The sequence below is a fragment of the Actinospineispora acaciae DSM 45401 genome (assembly GCF_000620785.1).
Taxonomy (GTDB): Bacteria; Actinomycetota; Actinomycetes; order Mycobacteriales; family Pseudonocardiaceae; genus Pseudonocardia; species Pseudonocardia acaciae.
The window spans coordinates 1,446,629-1,469,371 of sequence record NZ_JIAI01000002.1 but is presented as its reverse complement, the minus strand read 5'-3'; the positions used below and the strand labels follow the sequence as shown (position 1 = coordinate 1,469,371).

At 70.1% G+C, this 22,743-nt stretch carries 21 protein-coding genes and 1 pseudogene; 10 read left to right on the top strand and 12 right to left on the bottom strand.

Annotated elements, in window-relative coordinates:
* The 3 genes from N912_RS52470 to N912_RS52465 form a co-directional block, all read right to left on the bottom strand.
* Positions 1-571 (bottom strand): RNA polymerase sigma factor (locus N912_RS52470; RefSeq protein ID WP_156993623.1); only part of this gene is annotated, 571 nt, incomplete at its 3' end.
* An 83-nt stretch (positions 572-654) separates the two neighbouring features.
* Positions 655-1,140 (bottom strand): superoxide dismutase family protein, encoded by a 486-nt coding sequence (locus N912_RS0116760; RefSeq protein ID WP_245645302.1) that lies wholly within the window; start codon positions 1,138-1,140, stop codon positions 655-657.
* Between the two features lie 242 nt (positions 1,141-1,382).
* Positions 1,383-2,264: a YVTN family beta-propeller repeat protein gene (locus N912_RS52465; protein WP_169747886.1), complete on the bottom strand. Its 882-nt coding sequence runs from the start codon at positions 2,262-2,264 to the stop codon at positions 1,383-1,385.
* Positions 2,265-3,369: 1,105 nt separating this feature from the next.
* Between N912_RS52465 and N912_RS52460 the strand changes: the two genes are divergently transcribed.
* Together N912_RS52460 and N912_RS0116745 are read left to right on the top strand one after the other, a co-directional pair.
* A complete protein-coding gene (locus N912_RS52460) occupies positions 3,370-3,927 on the top strand; it encodes a sigma-70 family RNA polymerase sigma factor (RefSeq protein WP_051580326.1) in 558 nt (185 codons plus the stop codon).
* Positions 3,924-4,643, top strand: a complete 720-nt coding sequence (locus N912_RS0116745) for an anti-sigma factor family protein (RefSeq protein WP_028923319.1) — start codon at positions 3,924-3,926, stop codon at positions 4,641-4,643. The genes N912_RS52460 and N912_RS0116745 overlap by 4 nt, the downstream gene beginning before the upstream one ends.
* A 122-nt stretch (positions 4,644-4,765) precedes the next feature.
* Here N912_RS0116745 and N912_RS0116740 read toward each other — a convergent pair whose 3' ends face one another.
* The gene (locus N912_RS0116740) at positions 4,766-5,671 is read right to left on the bottom strand and encodes an NAD-dependent epimerase/dehydratase family protein (RefSeq protein ID WP_245645301.1); all 906 of its coding nucleotides are present in this window, start codon (positions 5,669-5,671) and stop codon (positions 4,766-4,768) included.
* A 171-nt stretch (positions 5,672-5,842) separates the two neighbouring features.
* Between N912_RS0116740 and N912_RS52455 the strand changes: the two genes are divergently transcribed.
* Positions 5,843-6,709, top strand: coding sequence for a PaaX family transcriptional regulator (locus N912_RS52455; RefSeq protein ID WP_169747885.1), 867 nt, complete (start codon positions 5,843-5,845; stop codon positions 6,707-6,709).
* On the opposite strand, the gene N912_RS0116730 is transcribed toward N912_RS52455, so the two are convergent.
* The 5 genes from N912_RS0116730 to N912_RS52445 are packed head-to-tail and all read right to left on the bottom strand — an operon-like array spanning position 6,704 to position 13,841.
* A complete protein-coding gene (locus tag N912_RS0116730; RefSeq protein ID WP_028923317.1) occupies positions 6,704-8,746 on the bottom strand; it encodes an acetate--CoA ligase family protein in 2,043 nt (680 codons plus the stop codon). The two genes, N912_RS52455 and N912_RS0116730, sit on opposite strands and share 6 nt — an antisense overlap.
* Positions 8,743-10,284: an FAD-dependent monooxygenase gene (locus N912_RS0116725; RefSeq protein WP_028923316.1), complete on the bottom strand. Its 1,542-nt coding sequence runs from the start codon at positions 10,282-10,284 to the stop codon at positions 8,743-8,745. Before N912_RS0116725 ends, N912_RS0116730 begins: the two co-directional genes overlap by 4 nt.
* Complete coding sequence (locus N912_RS52450; protein ID WP_037064498.1) at positions 10,281-11,132, bottom strand: fumarylacetoacetate hydrolase family protein; 852 nt, start codon at positions 11,130-11,132, stop codon at positions 10,281-10,283. Before N912_RS52450 ends, N912_RS0116725 begins: the two co-directional genes overlap by 4 nt.
* A gap of 4 nt (positions 11,133-11,136) precedes the next feature.
* Entirely contained in the window at positions 11,137-12,180 is a 1,044-nt protein-coding gene (locus tag N912_RS0116715; RefSeq protein WP_037064495.1) for a cupin domain-containing protein, read from the bottom strand.
* The gene (locus N912_RS52445) at positions 12,180-13,841 is read right to left on the bottom strand and encodes a (2,3-dihydroxybenzoyl)adenylate synthase (RefSeq protein ID WP_037064494.1); all 1,662 of its coding nucleotides are present in this window, start codon (positions 13,839-13,841) and stop codon (positions 12,180-12,182) included. Before N912_RS52445 ends, N912_RS0116715 begins: the two co-directional genes overlap by 1 nt.
* A 389-nt stretch (positions 13,842-14,230) precedes the next feature.
* Here N912_RS52445 and N912_RS60410 point away from each other — a divergent pair, with 389 nt between their 5' ends.
* On the top strand, positions 14,231-14,419 hold the full coding sequence (locus N912_RS60410) for a transposase (RefSeq protein WP_084210907.1): 189 nt from the start codon (positions 14,231-14,233) through the stop codon (positions 14,417-14,419).
* Between the two features lie 352 nt (positions 14,420-14,771).
* On the opposite strand, the pseudogene N912_RS0116700 reads toward N912_RS60410, so the two are convergent.
* A pseudogene (locus N912_RS0116700) lies at positions 14,772-14,984 on the bottom strand (fumarylacetoacetate hydrolase family protein); the annotation flags it as partial.
* An 89-nt stretch (positions 14,985-15,073) separates the two neighbouring features.
* On the opposite strand from N912_RS0116700, the gene N912_RS52440 reads away from it, so the two are divergent.
* The 6 genes from N912_RS52440 (at position 15,074) to N912_RS0116670 (ending at position 20,109) form a co-directional block, all read left to right on the top strand.
* On the top strand, positions 15,074-16,042 hold the full coding sequence (locus tag N912_RS52440; RefSeq protein ID WP_051580258.1) for a LysR family transcriptional regulator: 969 nt from the start codon (positions 15,074-15,076) through the stop codon (positions 16,040-16,042).
* Between the two features lie 107 nt (positions 16,043-16,149).
* Positions 16,150-16,602, top strand: a complete 453-nt coding sequence (locus tag N912_RS0116690; protein ID WP_028923313.1) for a 2,4'-dihydroxyacetophenone dioxygenase family protein — start codon at positions 16,150-16,152, stop codon at positions 16,600-16,602.
* Positions 16,602-17,396 (top strand): SDR family oxidoreductase, encoded by a 795-nt coding sequence (locus N912_RS0116685; protein WP_051580257.1) that lies wholly within the window; start codon positions 16,602-16,604, stop codon positions 17,394-17,396. Before N912_RS0116690 ends, N912_RS0116685 begins: the two co-directional genes overlap by 1 nt.
* 84 nt (positions 17,397-17,480) lie before the next feature.
* Complete coding sequence (locus tag N912_RS0116680; protein WP_064745265.1) at positions 17,481-18,830, top strand: MFS transporter; 1,350 nt, start codon at positions 17,481-17,483, stop codon at positions 18,828-18,830.
* Entirely contained in the window at positions 18,827-19,585 is a 759-nt protein-coding gene (locus N912_RS52435; RefSeq protein WP_064745264.1) for a TetR/AcrR family transcriptional regulator, read from the top strand. The genes N912_RS0116680 and N912_RS52435 overlap by 4 nt, the downstream gene beginning before the upstream one ends.
* Positions 19,585-20,109, top strand: coding sequence for a methyltransferase family protein (locus tag N912_RS0116670; RefSeq protein WP_211261251.1), 525 nt, complete (start codon positions 19,585-19,587; stop codon positions 20,107-20,109). Before N912_RS52435 ends, N912_RS0116670 begins: the two co-directional genes overlap by 1 nt.
* A 130-nt stretch (positions 20,110-20,239) precedes the next feature.
* Here N912_RS0116670 and N912_RS0116665 read toward each other — a convergent pair whose 3' ends face one another.
* Positions 20,240-21,646, bottom strand: coding sequence for a sensor histidine kinase (locus N912_RS0116665; RefSeq protein WP_245645300.1), 1,407 nt, complete (start codon positions 21,644-21,646; stop codon positions 20,240-20,242).
* A complete protein-coding gene (locus N912_RS0116660; RefSeq protein WP_156993621.1) occupies positions 21,643-22,377 on the bottom strand; it encodes a response regulator transcription factor in 735 nt (244 codons plus the stop codon). Before N912_RS0116660 ends, N912_RS0116665 begins: the two co-directional genes overlap by 4 nt.
* Positions 22,378-22,743 lie beyond the last annotated feature (366 nt).

Sequence of the window (22,743 nt, the reverse complement as noted above, 5' to 3'; positions counted from 1 at the left end):
GCAGCCCGTCGGCGGTGTACCGCTTGACCGCGCCGGAGCTCAGGTGCATGACCTCGGCGGCCTCCGCGACGCTGAGCTGCCACTGCAGCCGCATCACCACCGCCTCGCGCTCCCTCGGCGGCAGCTCGGCCAGCGCCGCGCGCACCGCCAGCGCGTCGGCGACCTGCGCGGAGACGTCCGGGCGCTGGCTGGGCAGCTCGGCGTGGCCGGAGTCGTCCTCGGCGACCAGCCGCTGCCGGTCCGGGATCACCGAGCGCAGCTCGCGGTTGACCTCGTTGCAGGTCGCGGTGAGCAGGTAGGCGTCCAGGTTGCTGATCTCCGGGCTGTCCTGCCGCTGGCGGCGCAGCACCTTCTCGAAGGCGCGCTGCACGACGTCCTCGGCGCGCCCGTGGTCGCCGACCTTGCGCGCGGCGTAGCGGACCAGCATCGGCATCCGGTCCCGGTAGGCCCGCACCAGCCCCCACTCGAACTCCTCGGCCAGCGCCCTGGACACCCTCCGGACACCGCCGCGCCCAGGCGGCACCAAGCCCAGGACCGTCCCGTCACCATGCGGAACGGCGTTCTCAGTCATCGATCTCCCCCTCCACTCCCGCAAAGGAAGTCGGTGTTATCCGAGCGAAAGTGTCACTCGGTAGTGAACGGTCAGGCCGAGTTTTAGAAGGCCACACTCACACATCCGGCCCTGGCGCCGGCGGTGCCAGCCTTTCCGGGGGCCGTCTGAGTCGGGTCGGCATGGATGACAACCGAGCCAGCGCGCGCATCGGTGAACATCCAGGGCACTGTGTTGGCTGTTGTGGCATCGCCATGGGCGTCGGTGGTGAAGTCCAGCCAGATCTCGTTGTCAGGGTTGGCGAAGGCTGGGTCCACCGATGGCTTCTTCGGGTCCGGCATGTGCTGGAAGTGCGCGCCGGAGTCATCACCGCCGGGTCCGCACGGCTTGGCATGGGCGTGCGCGCCATAAGCGCGGTTCGGCAGGAGGCCTCGCACACTGAGGGTGACGGTGGTCGCGCCATCGAACGTGTTCTCAACCACCATCGCCCTGGCGCTCTCGGGTACCAGCGTCCTGTCATAGTCAAACGCACCGCCACCACGCGCGAAGGTCGCCGTGACCAGCGCCTGTCCTCGGACGCTGTTCGCCACCGAAGGCCCATCAGGGGCCGGGGAGGGGTGTTCACCGTGACCGCCCACCGACGGCCCACCACACCCAACGAGCAAGGAGAATATTCCACACAAGATAAAACAAGAACGTCGTGAAGTCGCCACTTCTTCCACCGCCTTACGAGATTGACAGCCAAACTCAAGTTCAAATTTCGCCGGGACTAAACTACTCACACCAGCGCCGCGATGTTCGGACTGGAGCAGGCGGCCGGTGTAAGTTCCGCTCAGCCGGCCGTGTTCAGCACCGTGAGCGTGCCGTTGCCGATGTTCGACACCAACGCTCGTCGCCCGTCCGGGGTTACTGTGATGGTTGTCGGATTGGGGCCTGTCGGCACCGTCGCGGTGACCCGGAAGGTACGAGCATCGATCACCGATACCGTTGCGTCACCGTTATTCACGACGTAGGCGAAGCGGCTGTCGGCCGACCATACGATGGCCTGTGGGTTCTTTCCCACCGGGACGGTCGCGATCACCTTCCGCGCAGTAGTGTCGATCATTGTGACGGTGTTCCCGTCGTAGTCGCAGTCCGCAACCAGGGGCTGGGAAGGGTGTACGGCGACGCTGTGTGGACTGCGCCCGACCGGTATCTGCTCGACGATCTCGTAGCTCGTGGTATCGAGGACAGAGATCACATTCGACTCGTGGTTGGCGATGTAGGCGTGTGCGCCGTCCCGGCTCAGGCTGATCCAATGCGGGTTGGGCGGTACTGTTATTTCTCTGATGACTCGACTTTCCGCGGTATCGACAACCGAGACCCTACCCGAGTCGTGGTTGGGCACGAACAGCTTCGCGCCATCCGGGGTGACGGCACTGAAGTACGGGCGCGTGCGTATCGGGATCGTGGCGTTGATCGTGTTGGTCGCGGTGTCCAGCACATCGATCGCCGCGCTCGTTCCCGAGTCGGTGAAGATGCTGACATACGCCCGGCGGCCGTCGGGCGCGAAGGTGAGGAATCTGGGCGGCCCAGCGACGATCGGGACGGTCGCGGTGACACGATTGGTCGCGATGTCCAGAACGGTGATCGTTCGAGTCGACGAGTCCCCGACATAGGCGCCACGCCCGTCCGGGGAGACCGCTACGAACTCCGGTGCCTGACCGGCCGACACCTGGCTACCGAATCGCGGCCGAGGAACGCTGGCGGCCACCGCCGGGGCCACGGCCGGCGACGACCCGGCGGGGAGAGCAGTCCGCGGGACCGGAACAGGTCCGCCAGCGCGGATGGACATCGACACGACCACAACCGCCGCGAGAACCAAGACGGTCGCGAGAACCCCGAACAACACCAGCCGGCCACCGCGCCCAGGAACGAAATGGCGAACTCGCCGATCGGGGGGCCGACCAAGCCAGTACGACTGGTCCGACTGGCCCGGCCATACCGATGCCAACGAACTCGCGCCTTCCGGCTGCGTGCCATCCGGAGCGGGCCATTGCCTACCCGAAGGGTCCACACCTCTCACTTTCGACATCACACCACCCGTTATCGACATAGCGCAGACTGTCAGCGCCGTGAAAGCAGTTCACAATCGCAAACACTGAAACCGCGAAGCGGCAGAGAGGATCGTCATGGGGTTAGCAGGCAGGCGTGCCGCGAGGACGACCCCCGCGCGCACTCACTCAGGCGCTCTCACGCCGCGGAACTATCTCGTCGCCCCAGCAGTAATCGGATCGATCGTTCACAATCCGTCCCCCTCCCGATCTCACCGCTACCCAGAGCACGCCAATCGCGCGTCCACAGTTCGCCGCACCGAAGAGATGCCACCCATGTGGGTGAATATAACTAGTGGATGCATCACCACCCCAGCCATCGCCCGCCCGGCAACGCACCATGGCCAAACCCGCTCGCCGGCGTCATCGCCACCGCGACCACCACCCTGCCGCACCGAGCTCGCCGCGGCGGCAAGGGCGCGGCGATGACAGATCAGCACCCGTCGGGTTCACCGAAGCTTCGCCGCTGACGAACCGGGGTGGAACACGATCGGAAATGACAATCGTTTGACTCTCCCTACCCTGCCCGCCTGGCCTCCACGGGCCCGTCGGCCATGTAGTCGAGTGCAATCACAAATCAACGTGGCTTGACAGCACTCGAGCGGCCTCCAGACGGCGGGGAAAGGTACCGACGCCCAACCGACGACCTCTCACACCAGCGTCGAGGAGGGGGCTTACGCTGGACGGGTGTTCGACCGGGCGGCCCAGAGTGTGGACGGTTCGGGCATGGCACGGTCCGAGGGGGCCGATGAAGCGCTCCTGCGCGCGCTGTATGAGCAGCACGGCGCGGCCGTGCTGGCCTATGCGACTCGGCTGACCAGAGACCCCGTCGCCGCACAGGACGTGCTGCAGGAGACGCTGATCCGGGCCTGGCGTCACCCTGAGGCGCTCGCGTCGGATCGGGGGCCGATCCGACCGTGGCTGCTGACCGTCGCCGCCCGAATCGTGGTGGACCGGGCGCGGCGGGCCAGGGCCCGACCTCAAGAGGTCCATCAACCCGCCGCGGAGCCCGCCGAGTACAACGACCCCGTGGACCGGCTGGTCGAGTCGATCCCGCTCTACCAAGCGGTGCGGAACCTGTCCGAACCGCACCGCTCGGTGGTCATCGAGGTGTACTTTCGGGGGCGCACGATCTCCGAGGCCGCCCAGACGCTCGGTACCCCCGAGGGAACCGTCAAGTCCCGGCTGTTCAGCGCGTTACGTACGCTTCGGGACCAGCTCGGAACCCGAGCCGATGACACCGAACAGCGCGGCCAGCGACATGATCGGGAGGTGACAGCGTGACCGACGCCCACGACCACGAGCGGCTGACCGCCTACGCTGTCGGGCTACTCCCCGAGCACGACCAGCCCGCGCTGACCAGGCACCTCGACGGATGCCAGGCGTGCCAGGCGGAGCTGTCCGAGCTGCGTGCGATGGACGCCGCCCTACAGGCCATGCCACCGGAACTGTTCCTCGACGGCCCACCTCCGAACTCCGACTGGGTACTGCGACGCGCCACCCGACAGTTGCGTCGCGAGTCCGAACAGCGCCAACGTCACGGCCTACAACGGCGTCGCCGCCGCACCGCGATCGCCGCCGCGGCACTCATCGCGCTCACCGGCTCGCTCGGTGCGGCCGCTGGATACGCCCTGCACCAACCACCCACCCCAACGTCGAACGCCGTGGCTGCACCAGCCACCCCCGTAGCCGGAACCCGAACACTCACCGGGCTCAACACGTCCAGCGGAGCACGCATCGACGTCACCTTGACCCCGAACACCGGCTGGGTGGGAATCAAAGCCAACATCGTCGGCCTCCCACCACACGAACGCTGCATGCTCGTCGTCACCGACAACAAAGCCAACCGCTACATCGTCGGCAGCTGGGCCGTGCCCGACCCCAGCGAAGGCAGCAACCACTACACCGTCGACGCCGGCGCCGCCGTACCCCTCACCGACGTGTCCACCATCACCGTCGAAAGCCTCGACAACCAACTACTCATCAAAGCCCTCGCCTGACCCCACTCGCCGCGAGGGCGGCCGGGACACGTCGGTGAGGATCGCCGACCACGGCGCGGGAACCCCTCGTCGTGACCTACGCATTCTGTGCGTTTCATCGGTCCCCTCGTCACGCTCGGTCGTCAGAACCTGGCGCGTGGCGCGGCGGTGAACCCGTCTCGCCACGAGCGGTAGCGTGGTTCCCAGCCCAGTTCGTGGCGCGCCCGGCGGTTGTCGGCGCCGCGGGCCCAGCCGGGTCGTGGCGTGTCGAGGTCTTTCGGCGGTTCCGGGGCGCCCACCCATCGGGCGAAGAGCGGCGCCCACTCGTGGCCGGTGGCGGGTTCGTCGTCGCAGATGTTCGCCACGCCGGTTGGCCAGTCCAGCGCGGCGACAGCGGCCTCCGCCGCGTCGTCGACCTGCACGAAGCTGCTGACGTCAGCGTTCGCCATCAGCTCGCGGCGACGGGCCTGTTCGGCCACCAGCCCGCCCGGCGTGTACCAGGTGTCGGGGCCGTAGAGTAGGCCGTAGCGCAGCACCACCCATTCTGGCGCGTCCCGGACGCTACTTTCCAGGGCGACGACTCCCCCCACGGTCGTCGATCTGGGCGCGGAAGCGTGCAGGTCCAGCGGTGTCCCTTCGTCGGCGGGATTCGGTCCGGCCTGGTACGCCCACGCCACGCTCTGCGCGACGATGCGCCTTACCCCGACGGTCAACGCGGCATCGGTCAGATTGCGCGTGCCGATGCGTCGCATCCGTGCGTTGGCCTCACTGCTGCCCCCGCTCAGGTCGGTGAGCTGGTGCATGACCACGTCGGGCGCCGCCGCCTTGACCGCGTCCGCGAGTGCCTCGGCGTCGTAGACGTCAACCACCATTGCGTCAGCACCCCGCGCGCGCAGCGTGGCGGCATGCTGGTCGCTTCGGGACAGGCCGGTGACCTGGTGACCTCGCGCGAGCAGCAGGTCGGTGGCCCGTCGGCCGATGACACCGGTCGCGCCGGCCACAAGGACGCGCATGTCAGCGCCCCACCGGTCGCGGCGCGCGTCGGCCACGGTCGTTGGCAGCCTGATAGTGGATCACGTCGCCGCCCGGCTCCCAGATCGTGTTGCCACCCGGGGATGTTGTTGTCATGTCGTCCACGTTAGGTACCGATCGGATCAGGAAACTAGACCAGATAACCCTTGATTTGCTGTACCACTTTGTTCGCGGGGGATACTGGGGTGGTGATCGACAGTACGCCGCGCTCGTTGGTGTTCGACGTGTTCGGTGAGTACGTCCGCGCGGACGGCGGGTATCTCACGTTGGGCGCGCTGTCACGCCTGCTGGGGCCATTCGACGTTCCACCGGACTCGCTGCGGGTGTTGATGTCGCGGCTGCGTCGGGAGGGGTTGTTCGACACGGTCCGGTCCGGCCGGCACAGTTTCTATGTGCCGTCCGAGCGGGGTTGGCGGGTCCTTGACGAAGGCTACGTGCGGATCATGGGCAGGCCACTGGCGCCGTGGTCGGGCGAGTGGTACGTGGTGATCTATTCGGTGCCCGAGACCGAACGGACCGCTCGGGTGCGGATCCGCAAGCGGCTGGCGTGGCTGGGTTTCGCCCCGTTGGCGGCGGCGACGTGGGTCTCGCCACGAGATCGGCTCGATGAGGCCACCGCGATGCTCGAGGGCGAGCCGTGCGTGCGGTATGACCGCCTGGTGGCGCGGTCGGTGGGCCCCGAGGAGGATCGCGAGCGGGCCAACAGGGCGTGGGACCTGGCCGGGCTGGCGGACCGCTATCGCGAGTACCTGGCCCGATGGGAGCCCGAGGTCGAGCGGGTGCGTGCCACCCCGCCGGATCCGGAAGCGGCGTTCGTGCGCCGTATCCAGGTGATCCACGAGTATCGCAAGTTCTTGTTCGAGGATCCGGACCTGCCGATGCCGTTGCTCCCCCCGGACTGGCCGGGGTCTCGGGCGCACGAGGTCATGCTGGAGAACTTCGAGGTGCTTCGCGAGCCCGCGATGCGCCACTACCGTGAGGTCACCGCCGCGATGCCGGGCCCGCCGGAGGACCGTCCATCGCCGGCCGTGCCGCCGTTGCCAGGGACGCTATGACGGGATGATCAGCGCGTCGAGTGCCAGGAGACCATCGGCCGTCACGCGCAGCGGATTGATGTCGATCTCACCGATATGGGGGTTCGCCTCCATGAACGCGCTCAGGCGGACCAACAGGTCGATCAGCGCGGCCGTCCGGATCGGCGGTTTCCCCCGGCTGCCGGCGCGGACCGCTGCAGGCAGTGCGTTGACCATCTCCCGTGCGTCCGCCGGGTGCATGGGGGCCAGCCGGATCGCGGCCCGGCCGAGGACCTCGACATCCACTCCACCCAGGCCGAGCAGGACGGCCGGCCCGAAGGCGGGGTCACGCACCGCTCCGACGATCAGTTCGGTGCCCGGGCCGGCCTGGCGTTCGATCAGGTAGCGGCGTGCCCTCCCGCCGGCGGCCGCGTCGATCCGGCCCAAGGCGGCCAGCAGTTCGTCCTGCGAGCTGATCCCGGTGTGCACGGCGTCGATGTCGGACTTGTGGCGAACCCGCGCGTCGCACAGCTTGGCCACGACCGGGGCGCCGAGGGCGGTCATGGCCGCCCGCGCCTGTGCGTGTGTGGTCGCCACCGCGCGTCGGGGGCTGGCCAGCCCCAGCCGTGCCAGCAGTGTTTTCGCCTGGTCCTCGTCGAGCTCGTGCTTCGGCGCGGTCGGGCTCGGGCGGTGCTCGGTGAATGGCTGGGCTCGTCTCGTGGCCAGGGCCTGGGCACGGGCGTCGGCGATCAGGGCGCGCAGTCCGACCACGCCGCGGTCCGGCGCGGTGTAGACCGGGATGCCGCCGGCGCGCAGGGCATGGCGTTGCGGCTCGATGTCCTGCTCGAGCCCTCCGGTGACGAAGATCGTGGCGTCCCGGTTGGTCGTGAGGTCCTCGATGATCCGGGGGGTGTGCTCCTCCTGTAGGGCGTAGACGAGGGTCGCGTCGACGTTGTCGTCCGCCGCGACGGCGGTGACGACCTGGGCGAAGGTGTCGGTGGGGCGTCCGGTGTCGACCGGGTTGCGCTGGTAGGTCAACGGCGGCAACAGGGCGCTGAGTCGTCGCGCGGTGGTCTCGGACAGCTCGGGCAGCCGCAACCCGGAGCCGAGGAGTTGGTCGGCGGTGAGCAAGCCGGGGCCGGCCTGGCCGGTGATGACGCCGACGCCGGGGTCGTCGCGGGCCGGCAGGCGCCGGTGGGCCAGGGCCGCGATCGAGTCGACCAGCTCGCTGGGAGTGTCGACGACGACGGCGCCCGCTTCGGTGAGCGCGGCCCGCGCCAACGTCCAGTCCCCGGTCAGCGCCGCGGTGTGGGACCGGGCGAAGGCGCCCACGTCGGCCTTGCCGGCCTTGAGTGCGACAACGGGTTTGACCGCGGTGGCCCGCCGGATCGCGTCCGCCAGCGCCCGGCCGTCGGGCGCACCTTCGACGTGCAGGGCGATTGCCGTGGTGTGCTCGTCGGCGGCGAGGTGGTCGAGCAGGTCGACGAACCCGACGTCCACCGCGTTGCCCAGCCCGGCGGCCAGCGAGATCCCAATGCCCTCCTGATGCAGCAAGAACGCCAGCGCGAGGTTCATGCCACCGCTCTGCGCCACGATTCCGACCGGCCCGGGCCGCAGCGCCCGGACCGACGGCATCAGGTTCGGACACGCCCGCAGGGCGGGGTTGACGAGCCCCGACGTGTTCGGGCCGAGCAGCCGGATGCCGGTGCTGGTCACGATGTCGCGGATTCGCCGCTGCAGCGCGACGCCGTCGGGACCGCTCTCCGCGAACCCGCCCGCGCACACGACCACGGCATCCACTCCCGCGCCGGCGCAGTCGGCGAGCACATCGGGCACGGCGGCCGAGCCGACGACGAGCACGGCGAGCTCGGGCGGATCCGGGATGGCGTCCACGTGCGCGAACACGCGCCGCCCGGCGATCTCGGTGGCCGTCGGGTGGACCGGATGGACGACGGGAAAGTCGGCCAGCGCCGCCATGACCGCCCGCCCGGCCTTTCCGGGGCCGGCCGTGGCGCCGACGACGGCGATCGAGCGGGGCGCCACCAGCCGGCGCAGTCGGTGAGGGACGGCCTCGGTCATCCGGTGGTGCCTCCTGGGTCGGGCAGCACGAGCAGGTCAGCCCGGCCGGACAGGATGTAGGTGGTGAGCCATTCGGTGTCGAGCCGGTCGAGGAGGAGCGCCACCGCGATGCCCAGCTCCAGCCGCACCAGTTCGGCGAGCAGCACGGCGGCCGTGCGCGGCGCCTGTCCGTGCCCTCGGCCATCGATGACGACCAGCGGCGGTCGGCCGGCCGCGGAGACTTCGGCGGAGAGCTCCGAGACGACCCGCGTGACCTCGCTCGGATCGGCCGGTGCGGTCAGCCACCGCGCCGCGGGGCATCGCCGCCGGATGTCCTCGCGGGTCACCAGCCGCCCGGGGAACGAAGCCGGACCGGGTGTGCGCAGCACGGCCTCCGCGTCCGGTGCGCCGAACCAGCGCAGGGTGTCGGCGCCGAACGCCGGATCACCTTGGGCGAGCCGGTGAAAGGAGACCCGGCCGCTGCGGGTGAGGAAATGCGTGGCGAACTGCCGGGGCGCGAGCCTGGCGTACTGGCCGAAGTGTTCCCACCAGGACAGGCTGGGGGTCGCCGCGTCCTGCACGCTCGCCACCTGTGGTCGCCGGGTGTCCTCGTAGGATCTGAGGGCGTCTGCCATGCCGCCCTCGGGGGCTTCGCTGACCACGCGGGCCAGCGTGAGGGCGTCGTCCAGGGCCATGGTCGTGCCCGAGCCCACCGAGAAGTGGGCGGTGTGCGCGGCGTCGCCCAGCAGCACGGTCCGGTCGTGGCACCAGCGCGCGGTCCGCACCGTCCGGAAGGCGGCCCAGCGGGAGTTGTTGGCCAGCAGCCGGGCGCCGTCGAGGTGGCCGGCGAACACCTCCTGCATCGCCCGCCGGCTGTGTTCGTCGTTGGCTCCCGGCGGCAGCGCGCCGGCGGCGTCGAGCCCGGCGCGTCGCCAGGTTCGTTCGTCGCACTCGACCACGAACGTGCTGGTGTGCTGGTCGAACGGGTAGGCGTGCACGGCGAACCAGCCCGCCTCGGTCCGCTCGAACAGGAACGTCATCGACTCGAACGGGCGGTCCGCGCCGAACCAGATGTAGCGGGCGGTGGCGGCGTCGATGGTCGGGCGGAACGACTCGGCGTGCAGCTCGCGCACCCGGCTGTTCACCCCGTCGGCGGCGATGACGAGATCGTGCGAGCGCTCCAGGGCGGCGGGGTCGGCCTCGGTCCGAAACCGCGGCCGAACACCGGCCTGTTCGGCTCGTTTCCGGAGCAGATCGAGCAGCCGGCGCCGGGCGATGGCGGAGAAACCCAGGCCCGTGCAACGGATGCGCTCCTGGTTGAGGCGCAGCTCGATCTGATCCCACTGCCGGGAGTTGTCGGACAGCTCGGCGCCGAGCCGTTCGTCGGCCGCCGCGAGCCGGGCCAGCTTGGCCGAGGAGAACACCACGCCGAACCCGAAACTCTCGTCCGGGCCGTTGCGTTCGATCAGCTCGACCTCGATGTCGCGGCGGCGCTCGGCGATCAGCGACGCGGCGAGCAGGCCACCAGGGCCGCCGCCGATGACCGCGACCCTGGTCATGACCGCGCCTCCGGTCTCGGGCGCGCGGCGTAGGGCACCGCGCTCTCCGAGCTGACCAGCACCTCGAGCCGGCCGATCGGGTCGACCTGCACGGCCACCGAGCTCGCGTCGTTGATCGGGCCAACCCCGGCCGGGGTACCGGTCAGCAGCACGTCACCGGGCCACAGGGTCATCACCGAGCTGGCGTACGCGATCAGCTCGGCCACCCCGAAAATCAGCTCATCGACCCGCGCGGACTGTCGAAGCTCGCCGTCCACCCAGCACCGCAGCGTCAGCTCCCTCGGATCGGGCACCTCGTCGGCGGTGACCACCCACGGACCGAGCGGAGTGAAGGTGTCGAACGACTTGCGCGTGGAACGATCCTCGGTGGAACGGACGGTGATGTCCAACGCACAGCAGTAGCCGAACACGAACTCCAACGCCCGGTCGACGGGGACGTGGCGGGCGGTGCGCCCGATCACCACGGCCAGCTCACCCTCCTGGTCGGTGCGCACGTCGCCGTACGGCAGGCGGACCGTTGCGCCGTGGCCGATGACCGACGACGGCGCCTTGAGGAACACCCCGAGGTCGGCGATGGTGTGCGCGGCCGCCATCTCCGCCTGATGGTCGCGGTAGTTCACCGGGGCGGCGATGATCTTCGGTGGCCTGGGCAGCGGCGCGGCCAGCCGCACCGAGGACAGCGCGTGCGTGGCGACCGCGTCCGTCGGCATCGGGACATCGCCGGCCTCGATCAGCCGATGCAGCACGCCGGCAGGCGACGCCGGCCCCGGGACGCTCGCCGTGACATCGACGATCTCTTCGCCCTGGACCAGGCCCAACCGGTCCTGGCCGAACACCGCGAAGCGCATCTCGTCACCCCTGCCGCTCGACGGATTCCTCGCGGTACATGCCGAGTGCGCGCAACACCGGTTCGTTGCTGTAGGAGAACACGATCGCGTCCTCGGTTCCGCTGGTGTTGATCAGTTCGCGGGTGGTCCAGCCGGGCAGGGCGAAGACGTCCTTGTCGTGCCAGTCCAGCCGTTTCCCGTCGGCCACCACGGCGCCGGTGCCCCGGATCACGTGGTGGATCGAGCTCGACGTGCGCCGGACCGCCTCGCCGTGGAAACCGGGCCGCAACCGCTGCACCCGGCATGCCATGGTGGGCAGCACGGGGCCACCGGTCCACGGGTTGGTGTACTCCAGGATCACCCCGTCGGTGGCGCTGCCCTCGGCGTCGTCGGCGATCGACTCGAACGCGCGCCGGGTCTGCTCCCACGGGTAGTTCCCCACCGGCGAGCTCACCGTCCGGTCCATGCTCCAGGCCGGCACCAGATGGCCATGGGTGAACTGCCGGGTGGAGAGGTCGTCGGGCATCGTGGTCTTCTGCGAGCGCTGGCCGTGGAGCTCGAAGAAACCCGCGCCCAGCGCATTGACCAGCGGATAGTCAAGCGCGTCGAGCCAAATCATCGGGCCTTCGCCACGGTGATGGTGATCGTGCCAACGCCAGCCCGGGGTGAGGAGCAGGTCACCGGGGCGCATGGTGACCCGTTCCCCGTCCACCGTGGTGTGCGCGCCGTTGCCCTCGATGACGAACCGGAACGCGTTGGCCGTGTGCCGGTGCGCCTGAGCCGTCTCGCCCGGCATGATCACTTGGATCCCCGCGTACAGCGTGGCCACCGTGGCGGGCGGGTCCGGCATGCCGGGGTTGACCAACATCAGCACTCGCCGCTCCGCCTCCTCCATGGACAGCTCCTCGGCGAAGTGCAGCAGGTGCGGGCGCAGCTCGGCGTAGCGCCACAGGAAGGGCACCGCGTCGCCGCGTGGCTCGGCCGTGAACAGGTTGCCGTAGTACCTCCACAACGGGGCGGCGCAGAGCTGGTGGATCACGTCATAGCCGGGATCGGCCTGGGAAACCATCACTTCTCCACATCCGGTCGGGAGCCGCGCGCCCGGGCTGCCGCGTCGGCGCGCAACGCGTTCTTATCGATCTTGCCGACGTTCGTGACCGGCAGCTCCGGCACCGTGTGCAGCAGCTCCGGGAGCTTGTAGCCGGCCGCGCCGGCGTCGGTCATGTGCTCGCGCAGAACCTGAACGGTCAGCTCGACGGCACCGCGCGGCACCACGTACAGGCACACCCGCTCGCCCAGAACCGGATCGGGCGCGGCCACCGCCGCCGCGCGCGCGACATCGGGATGTCCGAGAGCGAGCTCCTCGACCTCCTCGGCCGAGACCTTCTCCCCGCCGCGATTGATGACGTCCTTGCGACGCCCCTCGACCACCAGGTTCCCCGTCGGATGCCAGCGCACCAGGTCACCGGTGCGGTACCAGCCATCGCGGGTGAACGATGCCGCGTTGTGCTCCGGCGCGCGGAAGTAGCCTCGGATGGTGTACGGGCCTCGGGTCAGCAGCTCACCGACCGCGCCGCCGGGCACGTCCCGGTCCAGTTCGTCGACGATGCGCACCTCGTCCGCCGGGCACACCGGCCTACCCTGTGTCTCCCAACGCACCTCGTCCGGGTCGTCCAGCCGGGTGTAGTTGATCAACCCTTCGGCCATCCCGAAGCCCTGCTGCACCCGTGCACCCAGGCTGGACTCCAGCCGCCGCGCCAACGCCGGCGCCAGGCGCGACCCACCCACCGCCACGCTGCGCAGGCTCGACAGGTCATGACCGCCGCCGCCCGCGTGCTCCGCCCACCGGTGCGCGACCGCCGGGACCACCGCCGTGTGCGTTGCCCGATGCCGCTCGATGAGCCCGAATGCCTTCTCCGGAGCTGGGCTGTCGCTGAGCACCACCGTCCCCCCGGACAGCAGCACCCCCAGGATCCCCGGACAGGCCAGCGCGAAGTTGTGGGCCGCCGGCAGGGCCACCAGGTACACGGTGTCCTCGCCCACCTCGCAGGCGCTCGCGGTGAGCCGTGCGTTCAGCGCGTAGTCGTCATGGGAGCGCGCGATGAGCTTCGCCCGCCCGGTCGTGCCCCCGGACAACAACAGCACCGCCGCATCCGAGCCGCCCGGGGAACGCCGCGAGATCACCGAGCGGGCCGCCGCGAGGTCGCCACCGCGCCGGCATGCGGCAGACAGATCGCAACAGCCGTCCCCGCCCGACCCGCCCTGCACCCACACCTGGCGCAACGCGGGCGCGCCCGCGGCCAGCTCGGTCACCAGTTCCAGATGCGCGCCACCCCGGAACTCCGCCGACACCGCCCAACCCGAGGCCTCCGAATGGGCCAGCAGATAGCCGATCTCCCCCCGTCGGTGCTGGGGCAGCGCCATCACCGGCACCACACCGACCCGAAAGCAGGCCAACGTGAGGACCACGAACTCCGCCACGTTCGGCAACTGGACCAGCAGAGCCTCGCCCGGGCCGTGATGGCGGGCCAGCCGCTCGGCGAGCAGGTCCACCGCCTCGGCAAGATCCCCGTAACGCCAACTCTGCTCACCATCGACGAGAGCAACCCTCGACGGAGTCCGTTCGGCCCGCTCGGCGAACGCGACGCCCAGCGGCACCCCGCGCCACAGATCGCGCTCGCGGTACCGCGCGGCGAACGCCTCGGGCCACGGCGCCACACCCACCCTCATCAATCCCACCCCTCGACTCCTGGTCGCCAAATTGAAACAGAACCTGATGCGATCGGCAACATGTTTGTTTCGCGACAGCGTCCGAGTTGTGCTGGACGCACAGCGACGACGGACTCCGACTACTCAATACGCTGGTCAGCCGCCATGACATCGCAGGCGTGGGTGGTCGCGTCGCGGTGTGCGTCCGCGGGTAGAGCGGCGCGCGAGGGCTCGTTTGAGGTCGCGGTCACCGCCTCGGTTGCGGCGAAGGAAGCGGATCCGGCTTCTAGCGCGTGTCCTGTAGGGGTTGTGACCCGCACCAGTTGATCATGCCCGGGTGGTGGGGCGTGGAGAGCTGACCGACAAAGCCTGGGCGCGGATCGAACCGCTGCTGCCTGCGGTCGCGGGCCGTGGAAGACCGCGCACGAACGGCTACGGACCTGGACCACGGCAAAGTGGTCGAGCGCTGTTTCAACCGGCTCAAGCAGTTCCGCGACCTTGCCACCCGCTACGCCAAACGCGCCGCCTACAACCGCGCCGAGATCATCACCGCCTCGATCGTGTTGTGGCTGTGCACAGACCTACAGAACACGGCCTAGGCCATCCCACCACGCCGGGCGGCACGACATGCCCGCAACGAGGACGATATCCGCTGGTCACAGACCGGGACCGGCTGTGTCGTGCCCTGCCGAGGGCACCAACCCGCGCGGCGCTTCCTCGTTCACCAAGCCGCTCGGCTTCCCCGCATTGAACACCTGCTTGCGCGGGTGTGCCACAAAGCGGTGTTCTACTCCCCCTCGGACGCCCGCACTACCTCTCCGGGCGGGGGGATGCTCGCATCCACCGCGTTGGCCTCGGGGTCGTTCATCAGTTCCAGGCACACGCCGTCGTAGCTCCTCTACAAGCGGGCGAGATTCGCCCTGTTCAGGGCCTCTTTGATGTCGCCCCCTTCGCGCGCCGCACCGCGGCGCCGATGACGATGGCGAGTTCGGCCTCCCAGTCGAGCTCGTCGGTCTCCGCGGGATTCGCGATCGGGTCGGTGGCGCCGATGAGGGACTCGGCGTACCTGGTGAACAGGGTCGGGTGACGTGGCAGCTCACGGTCCAACTCGAGGATGTGGTTGCGGTAGTTCAGCCCGACGCAGATCACCTTTCCCGGTCGGGGGCGGCAGGCTCATCTCGGCCTGGTGGTGGAACGGCAACGGCGAGGGGCGATCGATGGCTGCGCTCACGTCATGACAGGACAATGAGCTCGTGCTGAAGCCGGACGTGCGGCTCGAGTGGTTGGTGTCCTTCCTGGCCGTCGTCGACACCGGGAGTTTCGGTGCCGCGGCGGAGGTGACGCACCGGTCGCAGCCGAGGGTGAGCATGCACGTGGGGGCGCTCGAGCGGGAAGCCGGGGTCATACTGTTCGACCGGCGCAAACGTCCCGTCGCCCTGACCGAGGCCGGAGCCGCGCTGGCGGAGCACGCCCGGACGATCCTGCGCGAGCTCGACTCCGCGGAAGCCGCGATGGCGGCCCGGCGCGGGTCCGCGCGGGGCGTGGTGACGCTCGGCAGCTACCCCAGCGCGAGCGCCGCGTTCGTACCGGCCCTGCTCACCGAGCTCGCGCGGACGAGTCCCGATGTCCAGGTGGTGCTGGCCGAGCACTCGACACTGGAACTCGACGATGCGCTGATGAGCGGGCGGGTCGACGTGTGCCTGCGACCGATGGCTCCGGCCCCGGCCTCGAAGTCACTGCGGTGCCAGGTGCTGTGGCGGGAGCCGCTCGTGGTGCTGCACCCGTCCCGACACCCCCTCGCCGAGCTGGCGGAACCGCTGACGGTCGCCCAGGTCGCGGAGTACCCGCTGATCACGATCGGACGGCTCAGGGACCCGGAGGCGGTCGGGTTCGAGTCGTACCGGGCGTTCCGTGAGTGTGGCTTCGAGCTCGAACCCGTCCAGGCCACCAACCAGCCGCAGACGCTGATGGCCCTGGTACGGGCGAACCTCGGTGTGGGCCTGACCAACGCGCTGGCCGCCCAGATCTCCGACACCGGTGGTGTCTCGGTCCGCCGGCTGGCGGGAGGCCGCGTGCGCCGCGTCGCGGCCTACTGGGACGCATCCCGTCCGCTGACCCCCGCCGCGCGAACCCTGTTCCGGCAGCTCGGGTCCAGCCCGCTGCCCTCGGGCACCGAGCCGGCCGGCGAGCCCTGGGCAGGACCCGATCAGAGAGTCGAATAGCTGCATCACCGAACCGCGCTTCACACCCGGAAAACGGCGGCTTAGCGTCGTCACGCACGCGGCTTTCGGCGGCGCGCCGGAGGCCGACCCGGTGAAGGGAAACCTCTATGACCGAGACAATGACGTCTGATCTCCTGGTCGAGGCCGAGCGGCTGCCCTGGGTGCCCCAGGGTGACGGGATCGAGTTCAAGCCGCTCCGGCTCAACCTTGCAACGGGAGAGTGGGTCAACCTGTTGCGGGTGCGGCGCGCGGGCCGGGTGAGCCGTCATCGGCATCTCGGGGCCGTCGAGGGCTTTCTCCTCTCCGGCAGTTGGCACTACCTCGAACACGACTGGGTCGCGCGCGCCGGTGACTTCGTATTCGAAGCCCCCGGCGATGTGCATACGCTCGAAGTCCTCGGCGAGGAAGAAATGGTGACGCTCTTCTCGATCCACGGTCCGCTGGAGTACCTCGACGAGGACAACCGGGTGATGTTCGTGGAAACCGTCGAGACCAAACGGCGGCGCTACCACGACTACTGCGCCGAGCAGGGCCTCCCGCTTGCCGCGATCGACTTCTGATGGACGTCGCGCATCACCCCGCGCGGTGGGCGGACGCTTCGGCGTCGTCACCGTTCGCCCTGTGCGGCCGCACCGCGCTGGTCACCGGTGCCGGAACCGGGATCGGGCGCGCGATCAGCCTCGCACTGGCGGCCGCCGGAGCCGACCTTATCCTGTTGTCCGAACAGGAAAACCTGGATGCCACGGCCGTCGGCGCCGCCGAGATGGGCAGCAAGGTCGACTGCCTGCGGCTCGACCTCGGCCGACAGGATCGGCTCTCCCGCATCAAGGAGGCGTTCGACGGGAACAGCGTCGACATTCTCGTCAACAACGCGGGTCTGATCCGCCGCTCACCCGCCGATGAGTTCACCAACGAGGACTGGCACGACGTCATCGAGGTGAACCTGCATGCCGCGTTCGAGCTCTCTCGTGCGGCCGGACGCGGGATGCTCGAGCGCGGGTATGGGAACATCATCAACATCGCGTCGTTGCTGAGTTTCCAGGGCGGTGTGTTCGTCTCCTCCTACACCGCCAGTAAGCACGCGATCGTCGGGCTCACCAAGGCCCTGGCCAACGAGTGGGCCGGGCGGGGCGTCAACGTCAACGCCATCGCTCCGGGCTACGTTGCCACGGCCACGACGGAGGACCTGCGCGCCGACCCACGGCGCGCAGGCGAGATCAGCGCCCGCATCCCGGCCGGCCGCTGGGCCGACCCCGAGGACATCGCCGGCGCGGCGGTGTTCCTCGCCTCGCCCGCCGCGGCGTACGTGCACGGTCACGTGCTCGTTGTCGACGGAGGCTGGCTCGCCCGCTGAGCCATCAGCGTCGAGCTCGAGCTTTCTCCCACTCGCAGGCGCGGTCCGCATTGTCCAGGACCGCGCATCAGTGCAGGAGCATGCATGACTGAAACGCCAATTCCCAAGAACACCGGCTCATCACAAGGAACGCGTCGAGCCGGCGGCACCCGCTGGACGATCATCGGTATGGTCTTCATCGCGACGTCGATCAACTATCTCGATCGGGCCAATCTCGGTGTCGCTCTCCCGTACATGTCGGGTGAGCTGGGTCTGTCGAAGACGTCATCCGGCATTCTGCTGGGAGCCTTCTTCTGGACCTATGCGCTGATGCAGTTTCCCTCGGGCTGGCTCGTCGACCGGTTCGGCCCCCGCCGGATGCTCGCGATTGCGGTGGCGGCCTGGTCGGTGGCGACCATGCTCATGGGGGCGGCCACCGGCTTCCTGGTGCTCATCCTGCTGCGGCTGCTGCTCGGCGTCGGCGAGTCGCCCAGCTACCCATCCGGCGCGAAGGTCGTGTCGCGGTGGTTCCCCGTCCACGAACGTGGCCTCGCGGCGTCCATCTTCGACAGCGGCGCCAGGGCCGGCACCGCGCTGTCCCTACCGATCATCGCGGCGCTCATCGCGGTCATCGGCTGGCGTGGCTCGTTCGTGGCCGCGGGCCTGCTCGGATTCGTCTTCGTCGCCGTGTGGCTGCGCCTGTACCGGGACCCCGACGAGCACCCCGGGGTCTCCGAGCAGGAGAAGGCCCTCATCCGGGACGGCCAACCGGACGACGGCGAGCATGAACGCGCCGCCCTCCCCTGGCACCATCTCTTCCGCTATCGCACGACATGGGGGATGGTGCTCGGGTTCTTCTGCCTGTCGTTCGTCCTCTACTTCTTCATCACCTGGTTCCCCTCCTACCTGGTGGATGCGCGCGGCTTCGACCTGCTCAAGCTCGGGATCTTCGGCATGTTGCCGGCGCTGCTCGCGATACCCGCGCAGTGGGTCGGCGGCCTGCTCCAGGGGCGGCTGATCCGCCGAGGGCACAGCGTGTCCTATGCCCGGAAAGTCCCCTTGATCAGCGGCCTGGTGCTCGCCTCCGTCATCGTCTTCGCGGGCGAGGCGCCCAACGCGGCCACCGCACTCACCCTGCTGACGATCTCGTACTGCGCGCTGACCTTCGCCGCGTCGAGCCTGTGGGCGCTGCCCGCCGACGTCGCCCCCGCGCCGGGCAACGTCGCCTCGCTCGCCGGCATCCAGGGCTTCGCCTCGAACGCCGCCGGCCTGGCCAGCCCCATCGTCATCGGCGTGCTACTGGACGCGACCGGCGGGTCGTACGCCGTGCCGCTGGCGGTGGCCGGCGCGGTGGCCATCGCGGGTGCGCTCGTCTATGGCCTGGTCATCGGGCAGATCGTGCCGCTGGGAAGCCGAGACCTGGGCTCCCCACCGCCCATCCCACGCCAGACATGATCGGGGTCCAGGCGGCTCGCTCGCGCAGCACGCTGGTGCGACGGCTGGGCGGTTCGCGGCGGGCGCTGGAAGAGGCGGTACGCGCGGCCGGGGTCGATCCGGGTGGCCGGGTCCCGGTGCGCCGCCGCGCGGTCGACGCGGCCGCGCGGCTGATCAGCGAGCAGGGCGTGGCGGCGATGACCTTGGAGGCGGCGGCGAGCGCGGCCGGCTGTTCGGTGCACGGCCTGTACGCCACCTTCGCCGGGCGCGACGGGCTGCTGAGCGCCGTCTACGAGAGCTACACGCCGTTGTTCGACATCGAAGCGCTCCTCGAACAGCCCGGCCACGGCCTCGAACAGACCGTGTACGGCATATATCGGGCGTTCGCCACCGGCCTGAGCCGAGAGCCCAGGGTGGCGCCGATGATGTTGGCGGATGCATTCGCCCGCCCGGACGGGGCAGCGGGGCAACTCGTCCAACGGTTCTTTCCCCGGGCGCTCGGCAGCATCGGCGGCTGGTTGTCGGCCGAGATCGCGGCCGGGCGTATCCGGCGCCTGCCGATCGCGCTGCTCCTCCATCAGCTACTCGGTCCGCTCCTGCTGCACCTCCTCTCCGGCCCGCTCATCACCCGGCACGTCGGGCCGGAGAAGCCCAGCTTGGACGAGGCGTGCGCAACGTTCGCGGCGGCCTTCGTCCAGGCCGTGGGGACCTCCGAGCCGCCGACATCGGCCTCGAAAGCGAGGTCACCCACCGTGACGGAAGGCGACCGGACGTGATGCGCAGATCGAGGGCGGCGCTGGGCAGCGCGGCGTTTTTCGTCGTGGCACCGGGAACCGTGGTCGGGCTGATCCCGTGGCTGATCACGCGCTGGGAGCCGCACCAGCCCTGGCCGTACTGGATGGTGGCACAGGTCATCGGCGTCGGGCTGATCTGTGTCGGCCTGGTGCCGCCGGTGGCGGCGTTCGTCGAGTTCGTCAAGGCCGGCGGTACCCCGATGCCACTCGCGCCGACTCAACGGCTGGTGGTCTCCGGGTTCAACCGCTACCTCCGCAACCCGATGTACTTCGGGCTCGTGCTGGTCATCCTCGGTCAGGCTCTGCTGTTCGCGAGCGTCGGCCTGCTGGTTTACGCCGCCATCGCGTGGGCGGTCCCGGCCGCGTTCGTCCGCTGGTACGAGGAACCCACGCTGCTCCGGCAGTTCGGCGCCGAGTACGAGACCTACCGTCGCGCGGTGCCCGCCTGGTGGCCTCGGCCGCGGCCGTGGAACCCGAGCGGCCACGGCGCGCGGCGAGCGCGATGACCCGCCAGGCCAAGCGGCTCTTCTCTGGCTGCTGAACAAGATCCTCGCCGGCGTGCCCGACGGGTTTGTCGCCGAGCTCACCTACGGAACCGACGTCAACTTTCCTCCGCGAAACGGGGACGCGGCCGGGTCAGGGCCGGGGGTGGGTGGGGAGCTCGACGATGAATCGTGCGCCGCCGCCGGGTCGGTCCTCGACCCAGGTGGTGCCGCCGTGGCGGTGGACGTGCTGGGCGACCAGGGCGAGCCCGAGGCCGCTGCCGGTGTCGTCGGTGTCGTGGCCCCGGTCGCCTGCTCGGTGTCCTCGGGTGAAGCGCTCGAAGATCTCCTCGCGCAGCTCGGGCGGGACTCCGGGGCCCGCGTCGTCGACCTCGAGACGCACGTGGCCGGGAACGTTGCGGATCGCGACGCGGACGGTGCCGCCGCCGTGGTGCCGGGCGTTGTCGAGCAGGTTCGCCACCACCCGGTCGAGACGGCGCCGGTCGGCCAGCACCGTCGGCGGGGGGTTGTCGACGTGGACCGGCGTGTCGGATCGCTGGGCGAGGGCGTGCCGGACCAGTTCGGCCAGGTCACAGGTCTCCAGTTCGCGGTCGTCAGCGCCCGCGTCGCCGCGGGAGATCTCGAGCAGGTCGATGACCATGCGGTGAAAACGCCGCACGTCGGCGGCCAGTAGGTCGACGGCTTGCCGGCCGGCCGGGGGCAGCTCGCCTCGGCGGCGGCGCAGGACGGCGACCGCGTTGAGCATGGTGGTCAGCGGTGAGCGGAGCTCGTGGCTGACATCCGCGGCGAACCGGGCGTCGCGGCGTACCCGCCGCTCGAGGTCGCCGGCGGTGCGGTTAAACGACGCGGCCAGCGGCGCGAGGTCGGCGTCCGCGTGCTCGGGCAGCCGGGCACGCAGGTCACCTCGCGCGACCCGTCCGGCCGCGACGGTCAGCTCGGTGAGCGGGCGCAGGGCGCGCCGGGAGGCCCAGCGGCCCAGGCCGAAACCGAGGACGGTGCTGGTGGCGACCCCGGCGACCAGCACGACGCGTAGGAAGCCGACGATCTGCTCCAGCTCCACCAGCGGGAACAGCTCGACGTACATCGAGGCGGTTCCTTCGATGGGCAGCACCACGGCGAGGGTGGGGATGCCGCCGACCGCGGCGCGTTGGCTGCCGGCGTGTCGGGCGCCGAGCAGCTCGTGGATACCGGCGGGCAGCGCGCCGGGTTCGACGTGGCGGCCCCGAACGAGCCACGACCCGGCCGTCCACAGCGCGATGGTGGTGTCGGGGTTGCCGGACAGCCCGGTGAGCAGGTCACCGAGCTGGCCCGGCGCGCGGGAGGCCAGCGAGTCGCGCACCAGCCGCTCGTTCACGCTGGCCTGGCGCAGTGCGCTCTGCTCGCGCTGGTCGAACATGTAGTTGGCCGCGAGCCTGAAGGTCACCAGCGCGAACAGCGCGGCGACCACGGCGGACACCACGGCGAAGGCGACCGCGACCCGCCAGCGCAGCGGCAGCGGCCCCCGGCGCAGCCGCTCACGCCACCGCGAGCCGGCACTCACCGAGGGGTCGGCGGCGCCGACTTGTAGCCGGCACCGCGCACGGTGAGCACCAGGCACGGGTCGTCCGGGTTGGCTTCGATCTTGCGTCGCAGCCGCCGGACGTGCACGTCCAACAACCGGGTGTCGCCGTAGTAGTCGTAGCCCCACACCCGCTGCAGCAGCTCCTCCCGGGTCACGATCCGCCCGCCCGCGGCGGCCAGCTCGACGAGCAGCCGAAACTCGGTGCGGGTCAGGTGTACCTCGGTGCCAGCGCGGCGCACCACGCCTTCCTCGGGCAGGATCTCGACCTCGCCAATCCTCAGACAGGACACCGACGCCACGGCGTCCGGGCGGCGCCGGCGCCGGCGCAACGCCCGGATCCGGGCCGCGAGCTCGGCCGCGACCAGCGGCTTGGTGACGTAGTCATCGGCGCCGGCCTCCAGCCCGGCGATCACGTCGGCGGTGTCCGAGCGGGCGGTGATGATGATGATCGGCAGGTCACCGGCCGAACGCAACAGCCGGCACACGCTCAGCCCGTCCAGGCCGGGCAGCATCAGGTCGAGCAACACCACATCCACCAGGTACTGCTCGGCCAGGACCATCGCCTGCTCCCCGGACGGTGCCGGAACGACATCGAAACCCTCGTCGTCCAGCGCCAGACCGAGCGCGTCACGTATCCGAGGATCGTCTTCCACCAGCAGAATCCTCGGCCGCTCCCGCACCGGCCCACCCGGGCCGCCGTCCGCTGCCATACCCCGCTCTCCTCGCCACCGACCCGGCACTCGCCATCCCGCCCGAACGGATCGGCCAGCCCGATCCCGGTGTCCCCTCGGCGAACCGGCGCAGGACGGCGGGCGAGTGCGGGAGGGATCGAAACCACCGCCCCGCGAGCGGCCCTCGGCGCCGGGGGCACGCCGCGGGCCGCCACGGAAGGCACACAACTCCCGACGGCAGCGACGGTGATGACCCGCACTCGCCCGCCGCGACCGCCGTTGTACCGCGGCGGGCCGCCTCCGTCCCACCGCCGAGGCCCAACATAGGCCGAATCGTCAGACACTCGTCAGGTCGCCCCCGCGAGCGCGAACCACGCCGGCGATCGTCAGGCAACCGACAGCTCG